This is a genomic window from Caballeronia sp. A2-2 (assembly GCF_057612605.2).
This window is the reverse complement of record NZ_CM172587.1, coordinates 2,130,935-2,152,319: the sequence shown is the minus strand read 5'-3', so window position 1 is coordinate 2,152,319 and position 21,385 is coordinate 2,130,935. Positions and strand designations below refer to the sequence as shown.

The following is a 21,385-nucleotide window of genomic DNA, read 5'->3' as shown; positions in this document are numbered from 1 at the left end:
ATTATTTTGGTAAAGGTCACGGCGATACCGTGTGGTAAATCGCGGCAGCGATCAATTGTCTGGCTCTGTGTCAGCCCGCGGTTCGTGTTCCCGCGCGTGGTGGCCATTGCGCAAGGTGCCCGCGCTGCTTCGAACGCAACGCCGTTGTAGTAAAGGAGCCGCTAGATGCGTGACGGGCAAGGTAGTGCTCAAGAACCGTCCCGAACGCATAAGGGCTCACGCCGTCGAAGCCGTTTTCATCGAGGCTCACCGTGCACTCAAGTGCACGGACCATTGGTGGAACTTTGCCTGGCATGACGCAATACAACGGCCTGAGCGTCGCCGAGATGATGCTCTCGACCTGAAGTTGCTGAGCTTGCATGTAGTCGGACAGATACAAACGCAGCAGGCGACGCAGACCCTCACCTTGATGCGTTTCGTCGAAGCCGTCATCGAACGCCGATAAACCAATGCTCAATTGCGCGACGAGTTTCCATGCATTCTTGCCTGTGGCCAGCGACGGTCTCGACCGGCTGGGTGCGCGCACGAAGCCAATGCTCGCGATTGCTGCCGAAGCGCGCATGTTCAGATCGCGCACGCCGTTACAGCGCAGCAGTCCCGGCAGATCGCGATTGGTCAGCCATGCATCGACCGACAGATAATTGATGGGGTCATCGTCGCTGCGGTCGTAAGTTTCGCCATTGCGCCCGACGAGCGACAGGAACGTTTCGGTGCTGATGTAGGGCGTACGCGTACCATAGGCGCGGCGTTTGGCTTTCGACACATGCTTCTCGCGCAACACCGTGAAGTACGCTCCTCGGTCTTGCTCGTCGTGCAGCACTGCCTGATGCAAAGGACGAAACAGCAATTCGTCCGAGTCCTCGCTGACCTGACCGATCGCGCGTTCCACCGAATGAACCTCATAGTCAAGCGGGCTTTGCTCGAAAGGCACAAGATGAACGCGTCGCCCGCCATCGTGAATCGATGCGGTCGCGGTCCGCGCGCGAAACAGGTTCACGACCGGGGAACAAAAGAGCGCGAACATGGTTGCGTCCACTCGACCAGCCAAATCGCTCGTCGAATGGTCCAGCAGCACGATAACCTCAGCTTCACAACCCTGAATGCATGCGAAGCCCGCGCGGAGTCCTGTCAATGTGAAAAAGAAAAACCGCGCGGGGCAGGCAAAATACTCTTGCAACAGGTTGTGTCCATGAAACTGCGGCGAAACAAGTGGCAACACGGCTTCGTTGATGGCGAGCCCGTTTTGAATAACAGCGTTCGAGCGCACCACATGCGGCGAGTAGCCCGGTTCACCAAAGCGTCCCGGCTCACCCACGATCGAAACCAGCGCGGCGGTATGGATCAGCTCGTGCAAGTGCGAGGCGGTCTTCTCATCGCCCGCCAGATATACCGGAAGCAGATCCAAGTTCTGCAAGGAAGCGAACGGGGCGTGATCCATGGTGCGCAGGCGCAGACGCAGGGCGCCGCGGACGCGCCGCTCAGGCGGGACATAACGGTCCAGCCTCTGGAGATCGGGAGGAACGTCGGTGAGTCGCACATCTTCCACAGCGAGCGGGTAAAGCGTCACATCCTGCGTCGTGCGGAACACGCAAGGCGTTGTTTCCGCATCGGGAAGATGAGATGTGAGATCAGTGCCTTTTTTGACTGTGTGCCCCGCCAAGAACCCTGCTGACTCGCCACCCGGATAGAAGCGTGCGACCGCAATCGACGGCGTTGGAGCAAGATAGTTCGGATAGACGCTCGAAAGTAACGCCTGAGTCAGCAGCGGAAACTCGTCGGCGAAGCCCTGCTGCAAACGTGCGTTTACGAAAGCGGATGTTTCAAGCAGGCGACGCGCATAAGGATCACCGGCCTCCTCTCCCACCATACCAAGTCGACGGGCGATTTTCGGGTGCTCTGCTGCAAACTCGCCGCTCATTGCCTGCATGTAGCGAAGCTCGTCGAGGTACAGGTCCAATAAACGCGGATCCATGCTTGACAGTTTCAACTCTCTCGAGGGAGCGGCTGCACGCCGACAGTTGCCGCAACACACAAGCACAGCTGATTGGGAAGAGGACTACTTAATTTAAATGTGCATGAAGCCGCGAAACCTCGCATTGGAATTCCCTTGAACTGTTTATCTCTCGATTTTAGGCTCCAACCCTAAATTTCGATGCGGGAATCGTCCTAAAGTTAATTGCTATCAGCATCGCGGCGTTTTCGGGTTATTCCCGCCTCACACTTGGATCGACAACCGGCCGCTTGAATCCTTAGGTCGCGTTATACATGAACGACCTTGAATGACATCGGATCATCTTTGCCTCGCCCAATGGCATGGGCCGAATAGCGAACGTGCGAATGGAGCGAACGTCGAAGCGGATTGCGTTCGTTGAATAGGCCTGTAAAAGCTGCGTGCAAGAAGCCTAATTCCGCCCTGAATCAGTTCACGCTGTACGCGCAATGAATGACTTGGCTTCTGCGATCAAGTACACACAAAAGCTAGTCGTAACATCACCGGTTGCCGAGGCAAGGCAACCACACATTCATCGCTTAGGCCATCAACTGAGCGACAAGCATCGGCATTCGGCCTCTGATGTCGCGTGATTCGCGCTGTAGGCGTTGCCTGTCGAATAAGCGTCAAGGCGAGTCCGAACCAATGTATCGATGACATCGACGCCCCGCATTGCAGGCCACTTGCAGGCCACTCGCAGAGACTAGTCCGGAAGCTCAACGGATTGTTTGCGCGAATCAAGACGCGAAGTCATCACAATTATGCAATCGAGTAGATTGGCAGCAACGACAGTGCAGCGATAGCCATCGCGCGCGTGCGAGAATCGCAGAACCATGTTTGCGGCTGCTGGAAATGTAGTTGGGGCTAAACGCGATCGCCGCACTCTCTCGAGCGACAGCCATTAAAGAACTTGAACTGGCTTTACTTACTAGCCAACTTTGACGACGTTTCCGAACGACTTGCTGCGACAGCAATCAGAAACGTGTTTATGAGAATGGTTGCGGGGGTAGGATTTGAACCTACGACCTTCGGGTTATGAGCCCGACGAGCTGCCAGACTGCTCCACCCCGCGTCCGTCGAAGAAAAGAATTATAAGGGACCATCATCGATGATGCAACACCTCACGCACTTTTTCCTTTGCATGAAGGCCTGCGACATACTCGTCATCACGATCAGAACGCCATGACCTGCATGGCATAATCTTCGATCAACGAAACGAGTCGAGTTACGAAGTCAGTCATGCATCAATTGCGTCGAGGCATGGTCAGGATGATCGGCGGGTTCGCGGCTTTGTGCGCGATCCTGCTGCTGTCGTTCGCGCCGCTCGTCTCTCAGGCAATCGAGCACGCGCGCGACGATTTGACGTTCGCGAGCCTCTGCGCTTCGAAGCCTCGGGCAGATCACGCACCGCTGCATCACATGCAGGCTTGCGGTTATTGCGATCTGGTCACGCATGCGTCTGCGCCGCCTGCGTTCACGCGTGGCGATCACGGCATCGCGTCATGGAGCGAGACCTTCGAGCAAACGCATGACATCAACACGACGCGCAGTGCCCAACGCACGCACATACAGCCTCGCGCGCCACCCGCCCTCGCCTGATCTCTTCCGCCTTCAAGAAAGACTGCTTGCCGCAACTTCATGCGAGGCAAGCGCCAAGGACACACGAACATGACGACATCATCGACACGGCGTATCGCGCTCGGCGTTGCGCTGCTCGCATCCGCGCAGCTTGCGTTCGCGCACGCCATCCCCAAGATTCAGCAACCCGGTCCGGGCGCGACGGTCAATGCGCCGCGGGAAGTCTCCATCGAGTTCGGTGAAGACCTGGAACCGGCCTTCAGTTCGCTGCTCGTCACGACGGTGAGCGGCACGCAGGTGAACCACGAAAAATCCATCGTCGATGCCAACGACAGGAAGCACATGCACGTCGCGCTCGGCACGCTCGAACCCGGCGTCTACACGGTGCTATGGAAAGCGTTCGCGGCTGATGGGCATCGCACGCAAGGTCACTACAACTTCACGGTCAAGTAGAACATCATGAAAAAAATCGCTTTTCTATCCAGCGCGATCGCGCTTGTATCGCTCGCAAGTTTCTCGTCGTTCTCACAAGCGGCCACGCTCGAAGCGAGCGATTGCTGGGTCCGCGCGATGCCATCGACCCTGCCCTCGTCCGGCTACTTCAACGTGACGAACAACGGCGATCAGAACGCCACGCTCACCGGCGCGGACATGCCCGCCTTCGGCATGACGATGATGCATAAGTCCGAAACCACGAGCGGCACGGCGACGATGGCACCCGTCGATCATGCCGAGGTGCCCGCGCACGGCACGCTCAAGTTCGCGCCGAAGGGCTATCACCTGATGCTCGAACAACCCGCCAAACCGCTGCAGGTCGGCTCGACCATTCCCCTCACCCTCACTTTCGCGGACAAGAGCACGCTCAAGGTGGATTGCGCGGTGAAGTCGGCGTCGACGGTCGGCAAGTAAAGCGTCGCGCACAAAAGCAAAGCGCGCCGGGTTCGATGAGAACCCGGCGCGCTTTTTTTCATGGCAATGACCCGAAGATCAGTGCTTGCTGAACAAGTCCATGATCTGCTGACGTTCGTCCGTCGTGACTTGCGGCGGTGGCGGCGCCTGCATGCCGGCAGGACCGACGCCGCCCATCGTCGTGGCATCGCCCGCCATCGGGTTGGTGTTGTCCAGCCCGATGCTCGCGACGAAGCCCGCGCCCGGCGTGCGGTCGGCGAAGAACAGTTCGCCATCGACCGTGGTCACGCCATCGGGCTTTTGCATCTGCTCCTGCGGAACGCCGCGCAGCGCGCGGCCCATGTACTCGACCCAGATCGGCAACGCAAGCTGCGCGCCGAACTCGCGGCTGCCGAGCGTCTTCGGTTGGTCATAACCCATCCACGCCACCGCGACGAGCTGTTTCTGATAGCCCGCGAACCAGCCGTCCTTCGCATCGTTGGTCGTGCCGGTCTTGCCCTGCAAATCGTTGCGCTTGAGGATGTTCGTGCCCGAGCCGGTGCCTTGCGTGGCGACCGTGTGCAGCAGACTGTTCATCACATACGCATTGCGCGGTTCGAGCGTCTGCGGCGCATTCTTGCCCGCAGTCAGCGGATCGGCCTGCGACACAACGGCACCGCGCGCGTCCTGAATCTGCGCGATCAGATACGGGTTGATGCGATACCCGCCGTTCGCGAACACCGAATACGCGCCGCTCAGTTGCAGCGGCGTGACGAGCCCCGCACCGAGCGCGAGCGGCAGATACGGCGGCGTCTTGTCCTTGTCGAAGCCGAAGTTCTTCGTGACGAAGTCCTGCGCGTACTGCGTGCCGATAAACGACAGGATGCGGATCGACACCAGGTTCTTCGACTTCTGCAGGCCGGTGCGCATGGACATCGGGCCGTCGGGCTGATCGTCGTCCTTCGGTTCCCACGCATCGCCGCCATTCGCGGACGGGAAGGACAGCGGCGCATCGTTGATGATGGTCGCCGGTCCCAGACCCTTGTCGAGCGCCGCCGAGTAGATGAACGGCTTGAAGCTCGAACCCGGCTGACGCCAGGCCTGCGTGATGTGGTTGAACTTGTTCTTGTTGAAATCGAAGCCGCCGATGAGCGCGCGGATCGCGCCGTCCTGCGGCACCATCGACACGAGCGCGCCTTCGACCTGCGGCAACTGTGTGATTTGCCAAGTGCCCTTGTCGTCCCGCATCAGGCGGATGATCGAGCCGGGCCTGATGGCCAACGCCTTCGATGCATTGCCGCGCAGCGCCGCCGCGACGAAGCGCAGGCCTTCGGCGGAAACAGTCGCCGTATCCCCGCCGACGAACTGCGCCGTCACCTGTTTCGCGCTGGCAGCCGTCACCACGCCCGCGACCAGATCGCCGTTGTCCGGATGATCGACGAGCGCATCTTCGATGGCTTCCGCGCGATCGTCAGCGCTTGCCGGCAGCGTGATGTTGCCTTCCGGCCCGCGATAGCCGTGGCGACGCTCATAATCCATCACGCCCTTGCGCACGGCCTTGTAGGCGGCGTCCTGATCGGCGGAATCGATCGTCGTGGTCACGGTGAGACCGCGCGTGTAGGTCTCTTCCTTGTATTGCGCGTACATCATCTGCCGCACCATTTCCGCGACGTATTCCGCATGCACGCCGTACTCGGTGCCCGCGGACTTCGTGCGGAGTTCTTCCGCGACCGCCTGATCGTACTGTTCGCGCGTGATGTAGTTCAGATCCAGCATGCGCTTCAGGATGTACTGCTGACGCACCTTCGCGCGCTTCGGGTTCACCACCGGGTTATACGCGGACGGCGCTTTCGGCAAGCCCGCGAGCATCGCGGCTTCACCGAGCGTGATGTCCTTCAGATCCTTGCCGAAGTACACGCGCGCAGCGGCCGAAAAGCCGTACGCGCGCTCACCCAGATAAATCTGGTTCATGTACAGCTCGAGAATCTGATCCTTGGTCAACGCGCGCTCGATCTTGTACGCGAGCAGCATTTCGTAGACCTTGCGGGTATAGGTTTTCTCGCTCGACAGGAAGAAGTTGCGCGCCACCTGCATGGTGATCGTGCTCGCGCCCTGCGATGCCCCGCCGCGCGTCAGATCGGTCACGCCCGCACGCAGAATTCCGACGAAATCCACGCCGCCGTGATCGTAGAAGCGGTAATCCTCGATGGCGAGCACCGCTTTCTTCATCTGATCGGGAATATCCTGAAAGCGCACGAGACTGCGGCGCTCCTCGCCGAATTCGCCGATCAACACGTGATCCGCCGTATAGACGCGCAGCGGCACCTTCGGCCGGTAATCGATCAGCGCATTGAGCGAAGGCAGATTCGGCTCCATCACGACGAGCGCATACCCGACGATCAGCGCGCCCACCACCACGCCGAGTCCGGCCAGTCCCGCCAGCCACAGCATGATGCGCACGGCAAGCGGACGGCGGCGATTCCTCCCGCCCCGGTTCTTGCCGTTATCGCGGTTGTTACCGCCGTCGCGGCCGCCTCCGTTGCCGCCGCCGGAGCCGTTGCGTGAGTCGTTCCAGCGGGGTTCGCGATCGTGGCGCGACGAATTCGAGGGATCGGGTCGTTTGATGATGGGCATGACTTCTAGGGTTCGCCGCGCCTGCTCGCGGAAATCGTGGCTCGCGCAAAACGGCGCGGCCAAGGCGAGACAACTGCGCGGAATCTGCAACCGAGGACGATCGGGTAAACACGAACGCCATCGACCGCAAGGTAACTGCGCATTTTAAAGAATTCGAACGAGCCTCCACAAAACCCGCTCCGTTTTTTTGTAAGAGAGTGCCACCGTGCCTCGAAAAGCTCGCGCTTCCACTCGTTTGTGCCGTTCTCAGGGTTACCCACAGAAATTGTTGAGAGCCTTGTGGACAACCGTATGAGAAAATACGCAAGTCATTGATCGTGCGCCCGATTGTTGCGGCGCTCATGCCGTGACATGCGGACCGTCCCGCATGCATCCCGGCGTGAAACCGATATGATGGATGCATCGATTGCAGGTTCCCGGCCATATATCTAAAACGTGCCTGGAGCTTGCCGCCGGACTGTCGTGCCGTTTGAGGAACCCGTATCGAGATTGTCGACCTTCCAAGTTTGCAATCGCCTTACTGTTTGCGAGCCGCTCATGACAACCAAACCCAGCGAACGCATCGTCGTTTTCGTGACTCCCGCGCAGAAGCTCGCCATCAGCAAGACGGCGGACGATCTCGGCATCAGCGTGAGTGAGCTCATGCGGCGCGCCGTGCTCAACTTCAACGCGACGAGCGAGCAGATCAAGGCCGTGGGCATCGTTGACCGGCTGCGTGCGCCCAAGGCGCCCGATGCGCTCAACGCCGCGCTCAAGAGCGTCGCCGACAAGGCGGCTGCGCGCGAGGCGCGGGAAGCGGCTGCGAACATCGCTCGCAATGCGAACAAGAGCGCATCGCGCGCGCCTTCTTCATCGCATGAAAACCGTGACGATGACGACACCGAAGGCAGCGGCGAAGACGCATCCCTCAGCGGCGGCGGACGCTCCTGAATTTTGCTTCCCGTCATTCATCTGTAGGGCTTGCATCGTTACACTCCTTAACGTTCGTTAAGCCCCGATTAAGCGGCGCCATGCTCTAATAAGCGGGTATACCCGGCGTCGTTCTCATGGTCACTTGACGCTTGCAATCCTGCTTGCCGCGCCTCACATTCGACGAGCGCGCATGCTTGCCGCGGTTCATCCAAAGGAGAGTTACATGTCGCTTTTCGATTCCATCACGCGCACGGTCAAAGGTCTGCTGAACGACGCAGCCGACACCATGCAAGACCCCTCGCGCGATTCGCGCCAGATCGTGCGGGAGCTCGACGAGAGCATTGCAAAGGCGGAAAACGCGCTCATCGAGATCGAGGCGCAGGTCGCCACGCAGCAAAGCAAGCGCGACGCTTCGGCCGACAAGGCGAAGAAGTACGAAGACGGCGCGAAACGTGCTCTGCAAGGTGGCGATGAAGGCCTGGCGCGCGAAGCCATCGCCGCGCAGGCGAACGCCGAAACGGAACGCGATGCCTTGGCGGCGGAACTGCAAACGCTCGTGCCTTCGGTCGATCATCTCAAGCAGCAGATCGCCGACATGCGCCAGCGCCGCAACGATCTGAACGCGCGCTCGAACATCCTTCAGGCGAAGCAGCAGATCGCGCAGGCGAAGGACACGGCAGCGACGGCGCTGGGCGGCATCGGCGGGAAAAATCTGTCGGAAGACTTTCAGAAGCTCGAAGACAAGGTGGCGCTTTCCAACGCGCGTTCGGATGCCCGGCTGAATTCGGCGGATCAGAAGTCCGGCAAGGCGCTCGACGACAAGCTCGCCGCGCTCAATCGCGGACCGTCGGTGGAAGATCGGCTCGAAGCGCTGAAGAAGCAGATCAACACGCCGGCGCAGTAAGGCGTTGACCGGCGCGCGCCACAGGCCGCGCCAATATGCACTACCCTAAGTTGGAATCGACAGGAGACGGGCGTTTGCGCGCCCGGCCCGCATCATGAAAAAGACACTGACGGCTCTTGCGCTCACGTTGTCGCTGGCTTCGCCGCTCGCGTTCGCCGTTCCCACCGCGAGTCAGGTGGAACAGTCGATGACGCAGAACAACTGGCAGCAGGCCGACGCCCAGTTGCGGGAAGTGCTGCAAGCGCATCCCGACAATGCGCACGCTCACTATCTCTACGCGCAGGTCCTCGACCGCGAAGGCCGCGCGAACGATGCGCTCGCTCAGTTGCAGCAGGCGAAATCGGCGGACCCGTCGCTCAGTTTCACGGACCCGTCACGGTTCGCGCAGACGCAGGCGCGCATTCAGTCGCATGCGCAGGGCGGGTTCCGTTCGGGTAACGAAAACGGTGCGCGCTCGTCGAACTCATCGGGCACGACGAATCCGTTCGGGCAGGAGTTGTCTGCGCCGCAAAAACATGGTCCGGGGATGGGCATGTGGATCGGGCTCGCGGTGTTGATCGGCGCGATTGCACTGGTGTTGCGCTGGGGTCTGCGCCGGGCGCGCGCGCGTGATGACGGTCAGGCCGACGACAATCGCCGCGCACAAGTCAAGCGCGCCACCGAACTGCTCAACGAAGTTCGCACGCTCAAGCTCGATGTACGGCTATCGACCGCGCCCGGACATGAAGCGCTGTTGAAAGACGTCGAAGGCGCGGAAACGCAGTTGCGCGAAATGGTGGAAGCGTTGTCGAGTGCGAAGAATCCGGCGCCGCCGTATGCCATCGAAGATTTGGAGAATCGCGTCGCGAGTCTGAAGGCGCGTGCGGATGGGCGGCCTGATCCGAACGCCGCGCCCGCTGGCTCGCCGAACGATTCGGCGTATGCACAGGAAGCCGAACGGTTCGGACGCGGTCAGCCGCAGCCTTATCCGCAGCAAGGACCGTATCCGCCGCAACAAGGGCAGCAAGGTCCGGTCATCATTCAGCAAGGCGGTGGTGGGTTCGGTGGCGGCATGGGCGGCTTGCTCACCGGCGTGTTGCTCGGCGAAGCCATGTCGGGCGGGCGCGACCGCGTGATCGAACGCGAAGTGCCGGTCGAACGTCGCGACGACAACAACGGCGGCATCGACTTCGGCAACAACAATAACAACGGCGGCGGTCTGGACTTCGGCAACGGCTCGAACGACTGGAGCGACGGCGGCGGTGGCGGCGGTCTCGACCTCGGCAGCAACGACGACGATTCCTGGCGCGATTCCTAAGCAGACACAAATAGCCCCGCTCTTACGCGGGGCTTTTTTTTATAAGGACGTCTCACCCCGCCCCGCCCAAGAACTTCAGCAGCGCCCAAAGGAACTTGAAGAACCCGACGATGAATTCCCAGACACGTTCGAGCTGATCCCAACTGGCCACATGCATGATGGTGCGCAGGATCATGCGGGCATTCGAGCGCGAAGGCTCATCGAAACAGAAGGCATGAAATAGAAAGGCCGGCGGCTTGCACCGTCCGGCCGTCATCGCAAAAAACGCATGATACCCGCTCACGGCGCGCGAACGCCGTTGAGCGGAGTGCGCCGCTTACTTATCCTCTTTCTTCTCGTCGTCGCTTTCCGGCGGCACATCATCCGTCAATGCTTCTTCGAGCTGCCTGAAGATGCGTCGCGTCGCACCGCGCGGCTGCAAGGCGAACAGCAGCAGCGAGCGGCCCGTCACCTGATACTTATCGCCCGAATCGAACACTTCCAGTTCTTCGCGAATCGGCGCGTTCGTATCGATCAGGCACTTCCACTCGTCCGGTCCGGGAATATCCGGCAGCGTGAAATCCACGACATCGTGATAGGCGTTCACGATCAACAAAAGCGTCGCGTCCGATGCCGGTTTGCGAATGCCCGTCGCCTGCGCGCGCCCGTCGATGACGAGACCGAAGCACAGCATGTTCGGATCGTCCCACTGTTCCTGCGTGAGCACTTCAGCGCCGGGACTGAGCCACTTCACATCCGCGACTTCGAGATCCTCGCGATACTCGCCCGTGAGGAAACGCTGACGCCTGAGCACCGGCAGCGTGTGCCGCAACGTCGTCAGCTTGCGGACGAACTCGGTCAACGCGCGGCCTTCGTCGTTGATGTCCCAGTTGACCCAGCTAATGTCGTCGTCCTGACAATACGCGTTGTTGTTGCCTTCCTGCGTGCGGCCGAATTCGTCGCCAGCGAGAAGCATCGGCGTGCCTTGCGAGAACAAGAGCGTCGCGAGCATGTTGCGCTTCTGGCGCTCGCGCAGTGTGCGGATTTCGGCGTCGTCGGTCGGACCTTCCGCGCCGCAGTTCCACGACTTGTTGTCGGAGTGGCCGTCCTTGTTGTCCTCGCCGTTCGCGTCGTTGTGCTTGTCGTTGTAGGAGACGAGATCGTTCAACGTGAAGCCATCGTGTGCGGTGATGAAGTTCACGCTCGACCATGGTCTGCGCCCGCGCTTGTTGAATTTGTCGCCCGATGCCGTCATGCGCGTGGCCAGTTCCGGCGATGTGCCTTCCTCGCCCTTCCAGAACGCGCGCACCGTATCGCGATAGCGATCGTTCCACTCCGCCCAGCCCGGCGGGAAGCCGCCGACCTGATAGCCGCCCGGACCGCAATCCCACGGCTCGGCAATCAGCTTCACGCTGGAGAGAATCGGGTCCTGACGGCAACTGTCGAGGAAGCCGCCGCCTTCGTCGAAGCCGTACGTTTCGCGTCCGAGAATCGTGGCGAGATCGAAGCGGAAGCCATCGACGTTCATCTCCGTCACCCAGTAACGCAGGCTGTCGGTGACCATCTGCAACACGCGCGGATGCGAAAGATTGAGCGTGTTGCCCGTGCCGGTATCGTTGATGTAGTAACGCGCCTCATCCGGCATCAGCCGGTAGTACGAAGCATTGTCGATTCCCCGGAAGGACAGCGTCGGCCCGCGCTCGTTGCCTTCCGCCGTGTGGTTGTAGACCACATCGAGAATGACTTCGAGCCCGGCTTCGTGCAGCCGGTCGACCATCTCCTTGAACTCGGCGATCGCGCCCGGCCCGCGCGCAAAGAAACGCGGATCGGCGGCGAAGAAGCCGATCGTGTTATAGCCCCAGTAGTTCGTGAGGCCCTTGTCAAGCAGATAACTGTCGTTGACGAACGCCTGAATCGGCATCAGTTCGACGGAGGTCACGCCGAGGCTTTTGATGTAGTCGACCACTTCCTGCTGGCCTAGCCCTTCGAACGTGCCGCGCATGTGTTCGGGAATGGCGGGATGGCGCTTGGTATAGCCGCGCACATGCGTTTCGTAGAAGATCGTGTGTTCCCAGGGCACGCGCACGCGCGTTGCATGCGTCCACGAAAAGCTCTGATCGACGACCTGACACTTCTGCATGAACGGCGCGCTGTCGCGTTCGTCGAAGGTGAGATCGTCGCCTTCCGCGTTGAGCGTGTAGCCGAACACAGCCGGGTCCCACTTCAGTTCGCCGACGTGCGCCTTCGCATACGGGTCGAGCAGCAGCTTGTTCGGATTGAAGCGATGGCCGTTTTCCGGTTCATACGGCCCGTGTACCCGGTAGCCATAGACCGCGCCCGGCTGAAGGCCGTGCAGATAGACGTGCCAGACTTCGTCGGTATATTCGGGCAGCTCGATGCGCTGCGTTTCCTTCTCGCCCTTCTCATCGAAAAGGCAGAGTTCGACCTTGGTCGCGTTCGCGGAAAACAGCGCGAAGTTGACGCCATTTCCGTCCCAGGTTGCGCCGAGCGGAAAGGGAGAACCTTCGGCAATGCGGAGTTCGTTCGGCATGAGATGATGTTTTCGAATGATGGATGCCCGTTCGTCGCTGTTGCTTGACTGTGGGGTCTGGTGGCCTGAAGCGGGTTTCTAATGAGCAGAATGCGTGCCCACGTTCATGCGCCGGAGCCGCCCGCACGCTCTACCAACCCGCGCAGAACGCACGCATTGCGTGTAAAACATGCTGGTGTGGCGCGTGCTTCATGCGACGCTTAAAACCATCACGACTTACGCGCCAGGGAGAATCCGCTTTGTCCACGCGTCCGATATCCGCCCCCATTGCATCCGCCGATGAAAGCCGCACCGCTGGCCGCGCCCTGCGCGATGCCGTTCCCTTCGAAGCGCACGGCGCCTGGCAACCCGCATCCGACCGTCCCGATCCCGTAGAGCGCGTGCTCGCCAACAATGCCGGACGACAGGAACGCCTCATACCGCTGCGCATGGCGCGCATGGCCGAATCGCCGTTCGCGTTTCTGCGCGGTGCGGCCACGGTGATGGCGTGGGATCTGGCGAAGTCGCCGTCGATCGGCCACAACGTCATCATCGATGGCGATGCGCACGTCAACAATTTCGGCCTCTTTCGCACGCCGCGTCAGGACGTGGTGTTCGATCTGAACGACTTCGATGAAACGCTGGTCGGTCCGTGGGAGTGGGATTTGAAACGGCTGACTGCGAGCATCAACGTGGCGGCCCGCGAGAACGGCGTGGACGTTGCCGGCCGCGATCGCGCGGTGCGCTCGGCGTGCGCTGCGTATCGCACGACGATGTCGGAGCTTTGGCAGGTCAGTCCTTACGATCTCTGGCAGATGCGTTCGTACGGCACCGCCGGCCGCATCGACGCGCCGGTGAAGCTGGACGCGGAAGAAAAGGCCACCATCGAGAAAACGATCGAACGCGCGATGAAGCGCTCGCACGCGACCATGCTCGCCAAGGTCGCGGAGCCGTCCGGCAAAAGCTGGCGCTTCAAGGAAGACCCGCCCATTCTCACCACGCTCGACGCGGCGGAAAAGAATCACGTCATCGACGGATTAAAGGCGTATCTGCAAACCATCGCGGGCGAATGGCGCATGATGCTGGAGCGCTACGACATCGCGGATGTGTGTCATCGCGTGGTTGGCGTGGGCAGCGTCGGCACGCGCGCGTATCTCGTGCTGATGATCGGCCGCGCGCTCGGCGACCCGTTGTTCATGCAGGTGAAGGAAGGCATCGTCCCGGCGGCCGCACCCTTCGTTCCGCCGCTGGACGAACCGTACCGGCATCAGGGACGGCGCGTAGTTCACGGTCAGCGTCTGATGCAAACCTCGTCCGATGCCCTGCTCGGCTGGACCACGATTTCCGGGCGCGAATTTTATGTGCGTCAGATGAAGCAAATACGCGGCTCGATTCCCATGGACTGGCTGCACGGCGCAACCTTCGATTTCTACGCGTGGAGCTTAGGCCTCCTGCTCGCGCGCGCCCATGCCCGCACCGGCGACGCCGCCCTGCTCGCAGGCTATTGCGGCAACTCCGACAAGCTCGACGCCGCCTACGCCATGTGGGCCGAACGCTACGGCGCGCAGACCGTGGCGGATCACGCAGCCTTCGCCGCCGCGATCAGTCATGGCCGCGTGAGCGCAAGTTCGCTGACCAGTTGAACTCGCCGCCGGACGCCGCGCGAACAATTGACTATCATTGACGCGTCGGCGCGAAACAATCGCCTTCAAAACGCGTCCGGCACGCTCAAAATGCATACGAATGGCATGGCCCTTGCTGCCAGCCGTGCTGCTGCTTTGACTCGACAATCATTTTTTTCGGACTTTAACTGGAGGAAGCCGCGCATGAGCATGATTCAGGAATTCAAGGCCTTCGCACTCAAGGGCAACGTCATGGACCTCGCGGTCGGGGTCATCATCGGCGGGGCGTTTTCGACGATCGTGAACTCCATCGTGAAGGATCTCATCATGCCGGTGGTGGGATTGGCGACCGGCGGGCTAGACTTTTCGAGTCTGTTCATCCGGCTCGGGCCGATCCCGCCCACGTTCAAAGGCAATCCCGAGTCGTACAAGGATTTGACGAACGCGGGCGTGGCCGTGCTGGGCTACGGGTCGTTCATCACCGTGGTCATCAACTTCATCATTCTCGCTTTCATCATCTTTCTGATGGTCAAGTTCATCAACAACCTGCGCAAGCCGTCGGATGCCGCACCGCCGCCCGCCACGCCGGAAGATGTCCTGCTGTTGCGCGAGATCCGCGACGAACTGAAAAACGCCCCGCGCGTCTGATCGAACTCGTCGTGTTTTCCCCGTTGTTTTTCCCGCCGTCTGGCAAGCAATTGCATCAAAAACGGCAAAAGCCCGCGCAATCCGCGCGGGCTGCTGCTCTTCCCCATTCTTTTACGTGCGCCCGCCCGCTTTTTTTCTTCAGGAAAGGCTATTCGTGCAGGGTTGTGCGGGACTATTATTGAGACAGAAGTTTGAGGGATGCTAAGAGGGGATGCCAAGCGGGCCGCCAAACGGCCACGGCATGATTCGTGCGCCGAAGGCGTGCACCGGCAAGGAGCCGGTCGTGCGTCAGAGGTCTCGAATCACCGTGACCTAATCACATCGATGCGCTATAAAAGATCGACGTGCGGCACGCAAGACGGGAGTGGCCGCATGAGGACGCTGCGTTTCTTGCAAATCTTTTTCAGGCGAGTTTTTATGTCCTTCCCGAAAAAGCGTAAACGCGTGAAGGCTGATGGCGACGAGTCTTTTCTCGCCGTATTACGGCATTTCAAGCCGTTCGGTCAGCTCGATACCAAGATTGCACGCGCGCGCGCGCAGGATGAACCCGTGCTCTACGCACACGTGCTGCCAGGGCTCGATGTCCTGCTATGCAGCGTGCGTGGCGCGCAGCCGCCGTATCCGGCCATCGACGAATTGCATCGCCGGTGCGTCGAGTCCATTACCAACGCGCTCGAACAGCCGCTCGACGGACTGGAAAACGGCGGTTACTGGTATGAAGCCAACGGCTTCGGCTTCCTCGTGTTCGCGAGCCGCGCCCGCACGCAGATTCTGAGCGAGTTCGGTGCGACCACTTCGGCGCGTCATCGTCGTGGCGCGCGCCGTCAGGATGCGGGCGATGCCGCCTCGCGTCCGCTGCGCTGATCCTTCCTTTTTGTCTTTGATGATGGGCAAGCCCTTCCTTGCGCGATGCGCGAGGATCGGCTGAATCATCGCGCCGCATGGCAACGTGCGTCACGCGCTTTGCACTTCTCCCCGGCGTCGCCGCATTCGCTTGGCGCACGCCTTGCTGCATCGGCTGGAAGCGCATCCATTCGGCGATGCACGCTTGCCATCACTACAAGGAGAACACCATGACTGAACACGTCTACAAGCAGATCGAACTCACCGGCTCGTCGGCCACGTCGAGCGATGACGCCGTGCGCGTCGCGATATCGAAGGCATCGAAGACGCTGCGCAATATCCACTGGTTTCAGGTGACCGAAACGCGCGGTCATGTCGAGGACGGCAAGATCGCGCACTGGCAGGTGACGCTCAAGGTGGGACTGCGCATCGAGGACTGATGCGTTTGCATCGGGCATGAAAAAACGCGCTTCGTGGTGACACGAAGCGCGTTTTTCTTCGAGCAAACTTACTTCGGCAACGAACCGTCCACGCCTTCCACATACCAGTTGATGCGCTGAAGCTCCGGGTCCGTCAGCGTCTTGCCAGCCGGTACTTTCTCCGCGCCCGTCTGATCCTTGATCGGGCCGCTAAACACATCCCACTTGCCCGAATGCAGTTCGTCACGCTTGGTCGCGACGGCCTTCATCGCATCGGCGGGAATCGCGCTGCTGTTCAGGTCTTCCAGATCCACGGCTTTCTGCGGCATGCCGAGCCACACCGGATCGTTCTTCCACTTGCCATCGAGCACTTGCTGGATGACCGCGTTGTAATACACGCCCCAATGCGCGACCACCGAACCCAGATGCGCGTCCGGGCCGAACTTCTTCATGTTCGAATCCCAGCCGAAAGCGTGCACGTGCTTTTCGTTGGCGGTATTGAGCGTCGCGTTCGAGTCGGTGTTTTGCAGCAGCACGTCCGCACCCTGCCCGATCAGCGTTTCGGCGGCCTGCTTTTCCTTGCCCGGATCGAACCAGCTATTGATCCAGATGACCTTGGTGTGGATCTTCGGATTCACCGAGCGCGCGCCCATGGTGAACGCGTTGATGTTGCGCACCACTTCCGGTATCGGCACCGATGCCACGAAGCCGAGCGTGTTGGTCTTCGACACATAGCCCGCCGCGATGCCCGCGAGATACGCGCCCTGATACATGCGCACGTCATAGGTGCCGAAGTTTTTGGCTTTCTTGTAGCCCGTCGCCGTCAAAAAGATGGTGTCGGGAAAATCCTTCGCCACCTTCAACTGAAAGTCCTGATAGCCGAAGCTCGTGCCGAAGATGACCTTGTTGCCCTTGTTGGCGAGATCGCGGAACACGCGTTCCGAGTCCGCCGATTCCGGCACGTTTTCCACGCGCGTGATCTTGATCTTGTCGCCGTACTTGGCTTCGGCTTCCTTGCTGCCGGCGTCGTGCGCGAAGGTCCAGCCTGCATCACCCGGATTGCCGAGATAGACGAAGGCGACGCCCGGCGCATCGGCCGCGCGCGCGCTTCCCGTCGAAAGCGCGGCGACGCTGGCGGACAACGCGACAGTCGCCGTGATCGCCTTCAGCCATGTTCTATTCATTGTGATTCTCTCCTGGTCGATGTTGTGAAAAGCCGAAAACGGGTGATGCGGCGCACCAGTTTCGTTCATCAAAATTACGAACGAAACCGGATGCTGCCTTGGAACAACACTGAAATTAACTCGCCGCGAAGAACGGCTTGCCGAGCGATGCCGGTGCGTTCAACTTGATCGTGTTCGGATTGCGCGAGATCAGCACGAGCACGACGATGGTCGCGATATACGGCAGCATCGCGAGGAACTGCGTGGGCACCGGCACGCCGATCGCCTGCGCATAGAACTGCAAGGCCATGACCGCGCCGAACAGCAATGCGCCGATGAGCAAGCGGCCCGGCCGCCACGTCGCGAACACGACCAGCGCCAGCGCGATCCAGCCGCGTCCCGAGGTGAGTTGTTCCTGCCAGACGTGCAGATACACGATCGAGTAATAACCGCCCGCGATGCCCGCCATGCCGCCGCCGAACAACACCGCGCCGTAACGCACGCCGACCACCGGAAAGCCGACCGAATGCGCCACGCCCGGCGATTCGCCGACCGAACGCAGCACCAGTCCCGCGCGCGTCTTGTAAAGGAACCAGCCGATCACCGCGAACATGATGAACGCGAGATAGCCGAGCGGCGTGAGCGTGAAGACGGCGGGACCGAGCACGGGAATCGACGAGAGGCCGGGAATCGGCATCACCTCGATGGTCGCGCGCACCGCCGCCGACGTGTAGGGCTTGCCGACATACGCCGAAAAGCCGATGCCGAAGATCGTCAGCGACAAGCCGGTGGCGACCTGATTCGCCAGCATGGTGATGGTGAGAAAGCCGAACAGCAGCGCCATCGCGAGTCCCGCGAAGATCGACGCGACGATGCCGAGCCACGGACTGCCCGTGGTCGTGGTGACGGCATAGCCGGTGACGGCGCCCATCAGCATCATCCCTTCGACGCCGAGATTGAGCACGCCGGATTTTTCCGCGACGAGTTCGCCCGCGCCCGCGTACATCAACGGAATGGCCGCGACCACGGCGCTCGATGCGAGATTGCCCGCTTGATTGATATCCATCTGTTTCGAGCCTCGAAGTTAAGCCGCGTGATGCGCGATGGTCCTGCGCCTGATCCGGTAATTCACGAACAAGTCGCAGCCGAGCAGACAGAACAGCAGCAAGCCCTGAAACACGCCCGCGAGCGCCTGCGGCAGTTGCAGCGAGGTCTGCACCGCTTCGCCGCCGAGATAGAGCAGCGCCATCAACAGACTCGCCAACACGATGCCCACCGGATGCAACCGCCCCACGAACACCACGATGATCGCGGTGAAGCCATAGCCCGGCGACCAGCCCGCCTGAAGCTGCCCGATGGGTCCGGCCACCTCACCCATGCCCGCGAGTCCCGCGAGGCCGCCTGAGAGCAGGAGCGAGGTCCAGATCGTCTTCTTATCCGAGAAGCCCGCGTAACGCGCGGCAAGCGGCGCGAGACCGCCCACGTTCATCCGAAAACCCGCGAAGCTCTTGCGCATGAAGATCCACACGAGCGGAATCGCGATCACCGTCAGAAACACCGACGCGTTGATGCGCGTGCCCTTCAGAAAGCTCCAGTGCCAGTCGCCGTAGAGGCGGGGGAACAGCGCGTCGTCGGCGAACATCGCGGAGATGGGGAAGTTCATGCCTTCGGGGTCGCGCCACGGACCGCTCACGAGATAGATCAGCAGTTGCGTGGCGACGTAGGTGAGCATCAGGCTCGTGAGGATTTCGTTCGTGTTGAAGCGGCTCTTGAGCAGCGCCGGAATGCCCGCCCAGATCATGCCGCCGACGATGCCGCCGAGCATCATGAGCGGCAGCGTCAACCAGCCGGACGCATCGCCCACATGAATGGCGATGCCGCCCGCCACGATGCCGCCGAGCAGCATCTGTCCTTCGGCGCCGATGTTCCACACGTTCGCGCGATACCCGACCGCGAGGCCCAGCCCGATCAGGCACAGCGGCGATGCCTTCAGGATCAGTTCCGACCAGCCGTTCACGCTCGCCAGCGGTTCGATGAAGAACGCGTGCATGGCGCGCAGCGGGTCCTGTCCCACGACGCTGAAAATCAGGAAACCGATGACGAGCGTCGCCACAGCCGCCACCACGGGCACGGCAAGCTGCATGGCGCGCGAGGGCGTCGGGCGCGCTTCGAGTCGATAGGGAAAGATCATCGTTTTTACTTGAATCACTTGGAGAGAGAGTCGAGTTCGGCCGCCTGCGCGCGCTTGCCTTCGAAAAGCCCGGCCATGAAAAGGCCGACTTCTTCCGCGTTGGTCTCGTTCGTCATGCGCACCGGCGAGAGCTTGCCGCGCGCGATCACGGCGAGCCGGTCGCAGATATCGAACAGTTCTTCCAGTTCCTCGGAGATCACGAGGATCGCCACGCCGCGCGCCGAGAGATCGAGCAATTGCTGGCGGATGAAACCGGCCGCGCCGACATCGACGCCCCAGGTCGGCTGCGCGACCACGAGCACCTTCGGCTCTTGCAGAATCTCCCGCCCGACGATGAACTTCTGCAAGTTGCCGCCCGAGAGGCTTTGCGCGAGCGCGTGGCTGCCGCCGCAGCGGACATCGAACGCCTTGATGCAGCGGTCCGCGAACGCCTTGACCGTGTTCGCGCGAATCCAGCCGCCCCGCACCATGTTTTCTCGATGCGCGGTGAGCAAGCCGTTATCCGCGAGCGACATGGCCGGCACCGCGCCGCGTCCGAGCCGTTCTTCCGGCACGAAGGCAAAGCCCAACCGGCGACGGCCGCCCGCCGACAAACGCGCGGCAGGCGTGCCGCAGATCGACACGGCATCCGCGCTCACGTGCTTATCGCGAATCTCGCCCGACAGCGCCGCGAGCAATTCCGCCTGACCGTTGCCCGACACACCCGCGATGCCGAAGATCTCGCCCGCATGCACGGAGAACGAGACGTTGTCCAGCGACGTGCCGAACGGATCGGGGCTCCCCACCGAAAGGTTCTTGATCGTGAGACGCGCATCGCCGGGATTGTGGGCGCGGCGGGTGTAGTCGGGCAGCGAATGGCCGACCATCAGTTGTGCGAGCGATGCATCCGTTTCGCCGCGCGGATCGACCTGACCCGTGACGCGGCCGCCGCGCATCACGGTGGCGTTCTCGCAAAGCGCGCGGATTTCATCGAGCTTATGGCTGATGTAGAGAATGCTGCACCCTTCCGCCGCGAGTCTGCGCAGCACGGTAAAGAGCTTTTGCACCGCTTGCGGCGTGAGCACCGACGTCGGTTCGTCCATGATGAGCAGACGCGGGTCTTGCAACAGGCATCGCACGATCTCCACGCGCTGCCGTTCGCCGACCGTGAGGCTGTGGACGTGGCGTTGCGGATCGACATCCAGCCCGTAATCCTTCGATACCTCGGTGATGCGCCGTGACAGCGCTTTGATGTCGAATTTCTCATCGAGCGCCAGCGCGATGTTCTCGCCGACCGTGAGCGTCTCGAACAGCGAGAAGTGCTGAAACACCATGCCGATGCCGAGCTTGCGCGCGGCGGCCGGACTGCCGATCTCGACGACTTCGCCCTGCCAGCGAATTTCGCCCTCGTCCGGCCGCACCGCGCCGTAGATGATCTTCATCAGCGTGGACTTGCCCGCGCCGTTCTCGCCCAGCACGGCGTGAATCTCGCCGGGCATGACGACGAGGTTCACGCCATCGTTCGCCTTGACGGACGGGTACTGCTTGCTGATGCCGGACAACGCCAGGCGCGGTGGCGTCGTCGACCGTTTGAGAGCGTCGTCCATGGAGATCACGTGATGCGCCCGGCCACCGAGCAGGCCGGACTGGGAAAAGTTACCGCGCACGGGCACGTGACATCGTGATGTCGCGCGCGATCATATCGCGGGCAGAATTTACAGAATTCGAAGCGACTCGTCGATCTCTCAAAATAGTGTGGCACCGGGCGCTCATCCAATGCTTGCGGGTAAGCCACACCTTGACGTCAT

At 61.2% G+C, this 21,385-nt stretch carries 17 protein-coding genes, 1 tRNA gene and 1 pseudogene; 10 read left to right on the top strand and 9 right to left on the bottom strand.

All coding sequences use genetic code 11. From position 1 onward, the window contains the following. Positions 1 to 70: 70 nt before the first annotated feature. The gene (tssF, locus tag ACZCWR_RS10195) at positions 71 to 1,972 is read right to left on the bottom strand and encodes a type VI secretion system baseplate subunit TssF (protein WP_487300647.1); all 1,902 of its coding nucleotides are present in this window, start codon (positions 1,970 to 1,972) and stop codon (positions 71 to 73) included. Between the two features lie 1,013 nt (positions 1,973 to 2,985). Next, positions 2,986 to 3,062 (bottom strand) — tRNA-Met (locus tag ACZCWR_RS10190). A gap of 167 nt (positions 3,063 to 3,229) precedes the next feature. Between ACZCWR_RS10190 and ACZCWR_RS10185 the strand changes: the two genes are divergently transcribed. The 3 genes from ACZCWR_RS10185 (at position 3,230) to ACZCWR_RS10175 (ending at position 4,477) form a co-directional block, all read left to right on the top strand. Then, a complete protein-coding gene (locus ACZCWR_RS10185) occupies positions 3,230 to 3,589 on the top strand; it encodes a DUF2946 family protein (protein ID WP_487300646.1) in 360 nt (119 codons plus the stop codon). A gap of 69 nt (positions 3,590 to 3,658) precedes the next feature. Next, positions 3,659 to 4,021 carry a copper resistance CopC family protein gene (locus ACZCWR_RS10180; protein WP_487300645.1) on the top strand — a complete coding sequence of 121 codons (363 nt, stop codon included), beginning with the start codon at positions 3,659 to 3,661 and terminating at the stop codon, positions 4,019 to 4,021. A 6-nt stretch (positions 4,022 to 4,027) separates the two neighbouring features. Further along, entirely contained in the window at positions 4,028 to 4,477 is a 450-nt protein-coding gene (locus tag ACZCWR_RS10175) for a copper chaperone PCu(A)C (RefSeq protein ID WP_487300644.1), read from the top strand. A 78-nt stretch (positions 4,478 to 4,555) separates the two neighbouring features. Here ACZCWR_RS10175 and ACZCWR_RS10170 read toward each other — a convergent pair whose 3' ends face one another. Continuing rightward, positions 4,556 to 7,090 (bottom strand): penicillin-binding protein 1A, encoded by a 2,535-nt coding sequence (locus ACZCWR_RS10170; RefSeq protein WP_487300643.1) that lies wholly within the window; start codon positions 7,088 to 7,090, stop codon positions 4,556 to 4,558. A gap of 537 nt (positions 7,091 to 7,627) precedes the next feature. On the opposite strand from ACZCWR_RS10170, the pseudogene ACZCWR_RS10165 reads away from it, so the two are divergent. From ACZCWR_RS10165 to ACZCWR_RS10155, 3 genes and pseudogenes are all read left to right on the top strand, one after another. Further along, positions 7,628 to 7,855 (top strand): annotated as a pseudogene (locus tag ACZCWR_RS10165) (plasmid mobilization protein); the annotation flags it as partial. Between the two features lie 370 nt (positions 7,856 to 8,225). After that, positions 8,226 to 8,906, top strand: coding sequence for a PspA/IM30 family protein (locus ACZCWR_RS10160; protein WP_487300642.1), 681 nt, complete (start codon positions 8,226 to 8,228; stop codon positions 8,904 to 8,906). Positions 8,907 to 9,000: 94 nt separating this feature from the next. Then, a complete protein-coding gene (locus tag ACZCWR_RS10155) occupies positions 9,001 to 10,203 on the top strand; it encodes a tetratricopeptide repeat protein (RefSeq protein ID WP_487300641.1) in 1,203 nt (400 codons plus the stop codon). Between the two features lie 52 nt (positions 10,204 to 10,255). On the opposite strand, the gene ACZCWR_RS10150 is transcribed toward ACZCWR_RS10155, so the two are convergent. Then, positions 10,256 to 10,378: a hypothetical protein gene (locus tag ACZCWR_RS10150; protein WP_487300640.1), complete on the bottom strand. Its 123-nt coding sequence runs from the start codon at positions 10,376 to 10,378 to the stop codon at positions 10,256 to 10,258. A 141-nt stretch (positions 10,379 to 10,519) separates the two neighbouring features. After that, complete coding sequence (glgX, locus tag ACZCWR_RS10145; protein ID WP_487300639.1) at positions 10,520 to 12,733, bottom strand: glycogen debranching protein GlgX; 2,214 nt, start codon at positions 12,731 to 12,733, stop codon at positions 10,520 to 10,522. 239 nt (positions 12,734 to 12,972) lie between these two features. On the opposite strand from glgX, the gene ACZCWR_RS10140 reads away from it, so the two are divergent. The 4 genes from ACZCWR_RS10140 to ACZCWR_RS10125 all read left to right on the top strand — a co-directional run bounded on the left by ACZCWR_RS10140 (position 12,973) and on the right by ACZCWR_RS10125 (position 16,265). After that, positions 12,973 to 14,355, top strand: coding sequence for a DUF2252 domain-containing protein (locus tag ACZCWR_RS10140; protein ID WP_487300638.1), 1,383 nt, complete (start codon positions 12,973 to 12,975; stop codon positions 14,353 to 14,355). A 183-nt stretch (positions 14,356 to 14,538) separates the two neighbouring features. Beyond that, on the top strand, positions 14,539 to 14,982 hold the full coding sequence (mscL, locus tag ACZCWR_RS10135) for a large conductance mechanosensitive channel protein MscL (RefSeq protein WP_487300637.1): 444 nt from the start codon (positions 14,539 to 14,541) through the stop codon (positions 14,980 to 14,982). 372 nt (positions 14,983 to 15,354) lie between these two features. Then, on the top strand, positions 15,355 to 15,846 hold the full coding sequence (locus ACZCWR_RS10130) for a hypothetical protein (protein ID WP_487300636.1): 492 nt from the start codon (positions 15,355 to 15,357) through the stop codon (positions 15,844 to 15,846). Positions 15,847 to 16,055: 209 nt separating this feature from the next. Beyond that, entirely contained in the window at positions 16,056 to 16,265 is a 210-nt protein-coding gene (locus ACZCWR_RS10125) for a dodecin (protein ID WP_487300635.1), read from the top strand. A 68-nt stretch (positions 16,266 to 16,333) separates the two neighbouring features. Here ACZCWR_RS10125 and ACZCWR_RS10120 read toward each other — a convergent pair whose 3' ends face one another. The 4 genes from ACZCWR_RS10120 to ACZCWR_RS10105 form a co-directional block, all read right to left on the bottom strand. Further along, a complete protein-coding gene (locus ACZCWR_RS10120) occupies positions 16,334 to 17,428 on the bottom strand; it encodes a BMP family ABC transporter substrate-binding protein (RefSeq protein WP_487300634.1) in 1,095 nt (364 codons plus the stop codon). A gap of 115 nt (positions 17,429 to 17,543) precedes the next feature. Then, complete coding sequence (locus tag ACZCWR_RS10115) at positions 17,544 to 18,473, bottom strand: ABC transporter permease (RefSeq protein WP_487300633.1); 930 nt, start codon at positions 18,471 to 18,473, stop codon at positions 17,544 to 17,546. Positions 18,474 to 18,491: 18 nt separating this feature from the next. Next, positions 18,492 to 19,598 carry an ABC transporter permease gene (locus tag ACZCWR_RS10110; protein ID WP_487300632.1) on the bottom strand — a complete coding sequence of 369 codons (1,107 nt, stop codon included), beginning with the start codon at positions 19,596 to 19,598 and terminating at the stop codon, positions 18,492 to 18,494. A 14-nt stretch (positions 19,599 to 19,612) separates the two neighbouring features. After that, entirely contained in the window at positions 19,613 to 21,184 is a 1,572-nt protein-coding gene (locus ACZCWR_RS10105) for an ABC transporter ATP-binding protein (protein WP_487300631.1), read from the bottom strand. Between the last annotated feature and the right edge of the window lie 201 nt (positions 21,185 to 21,385).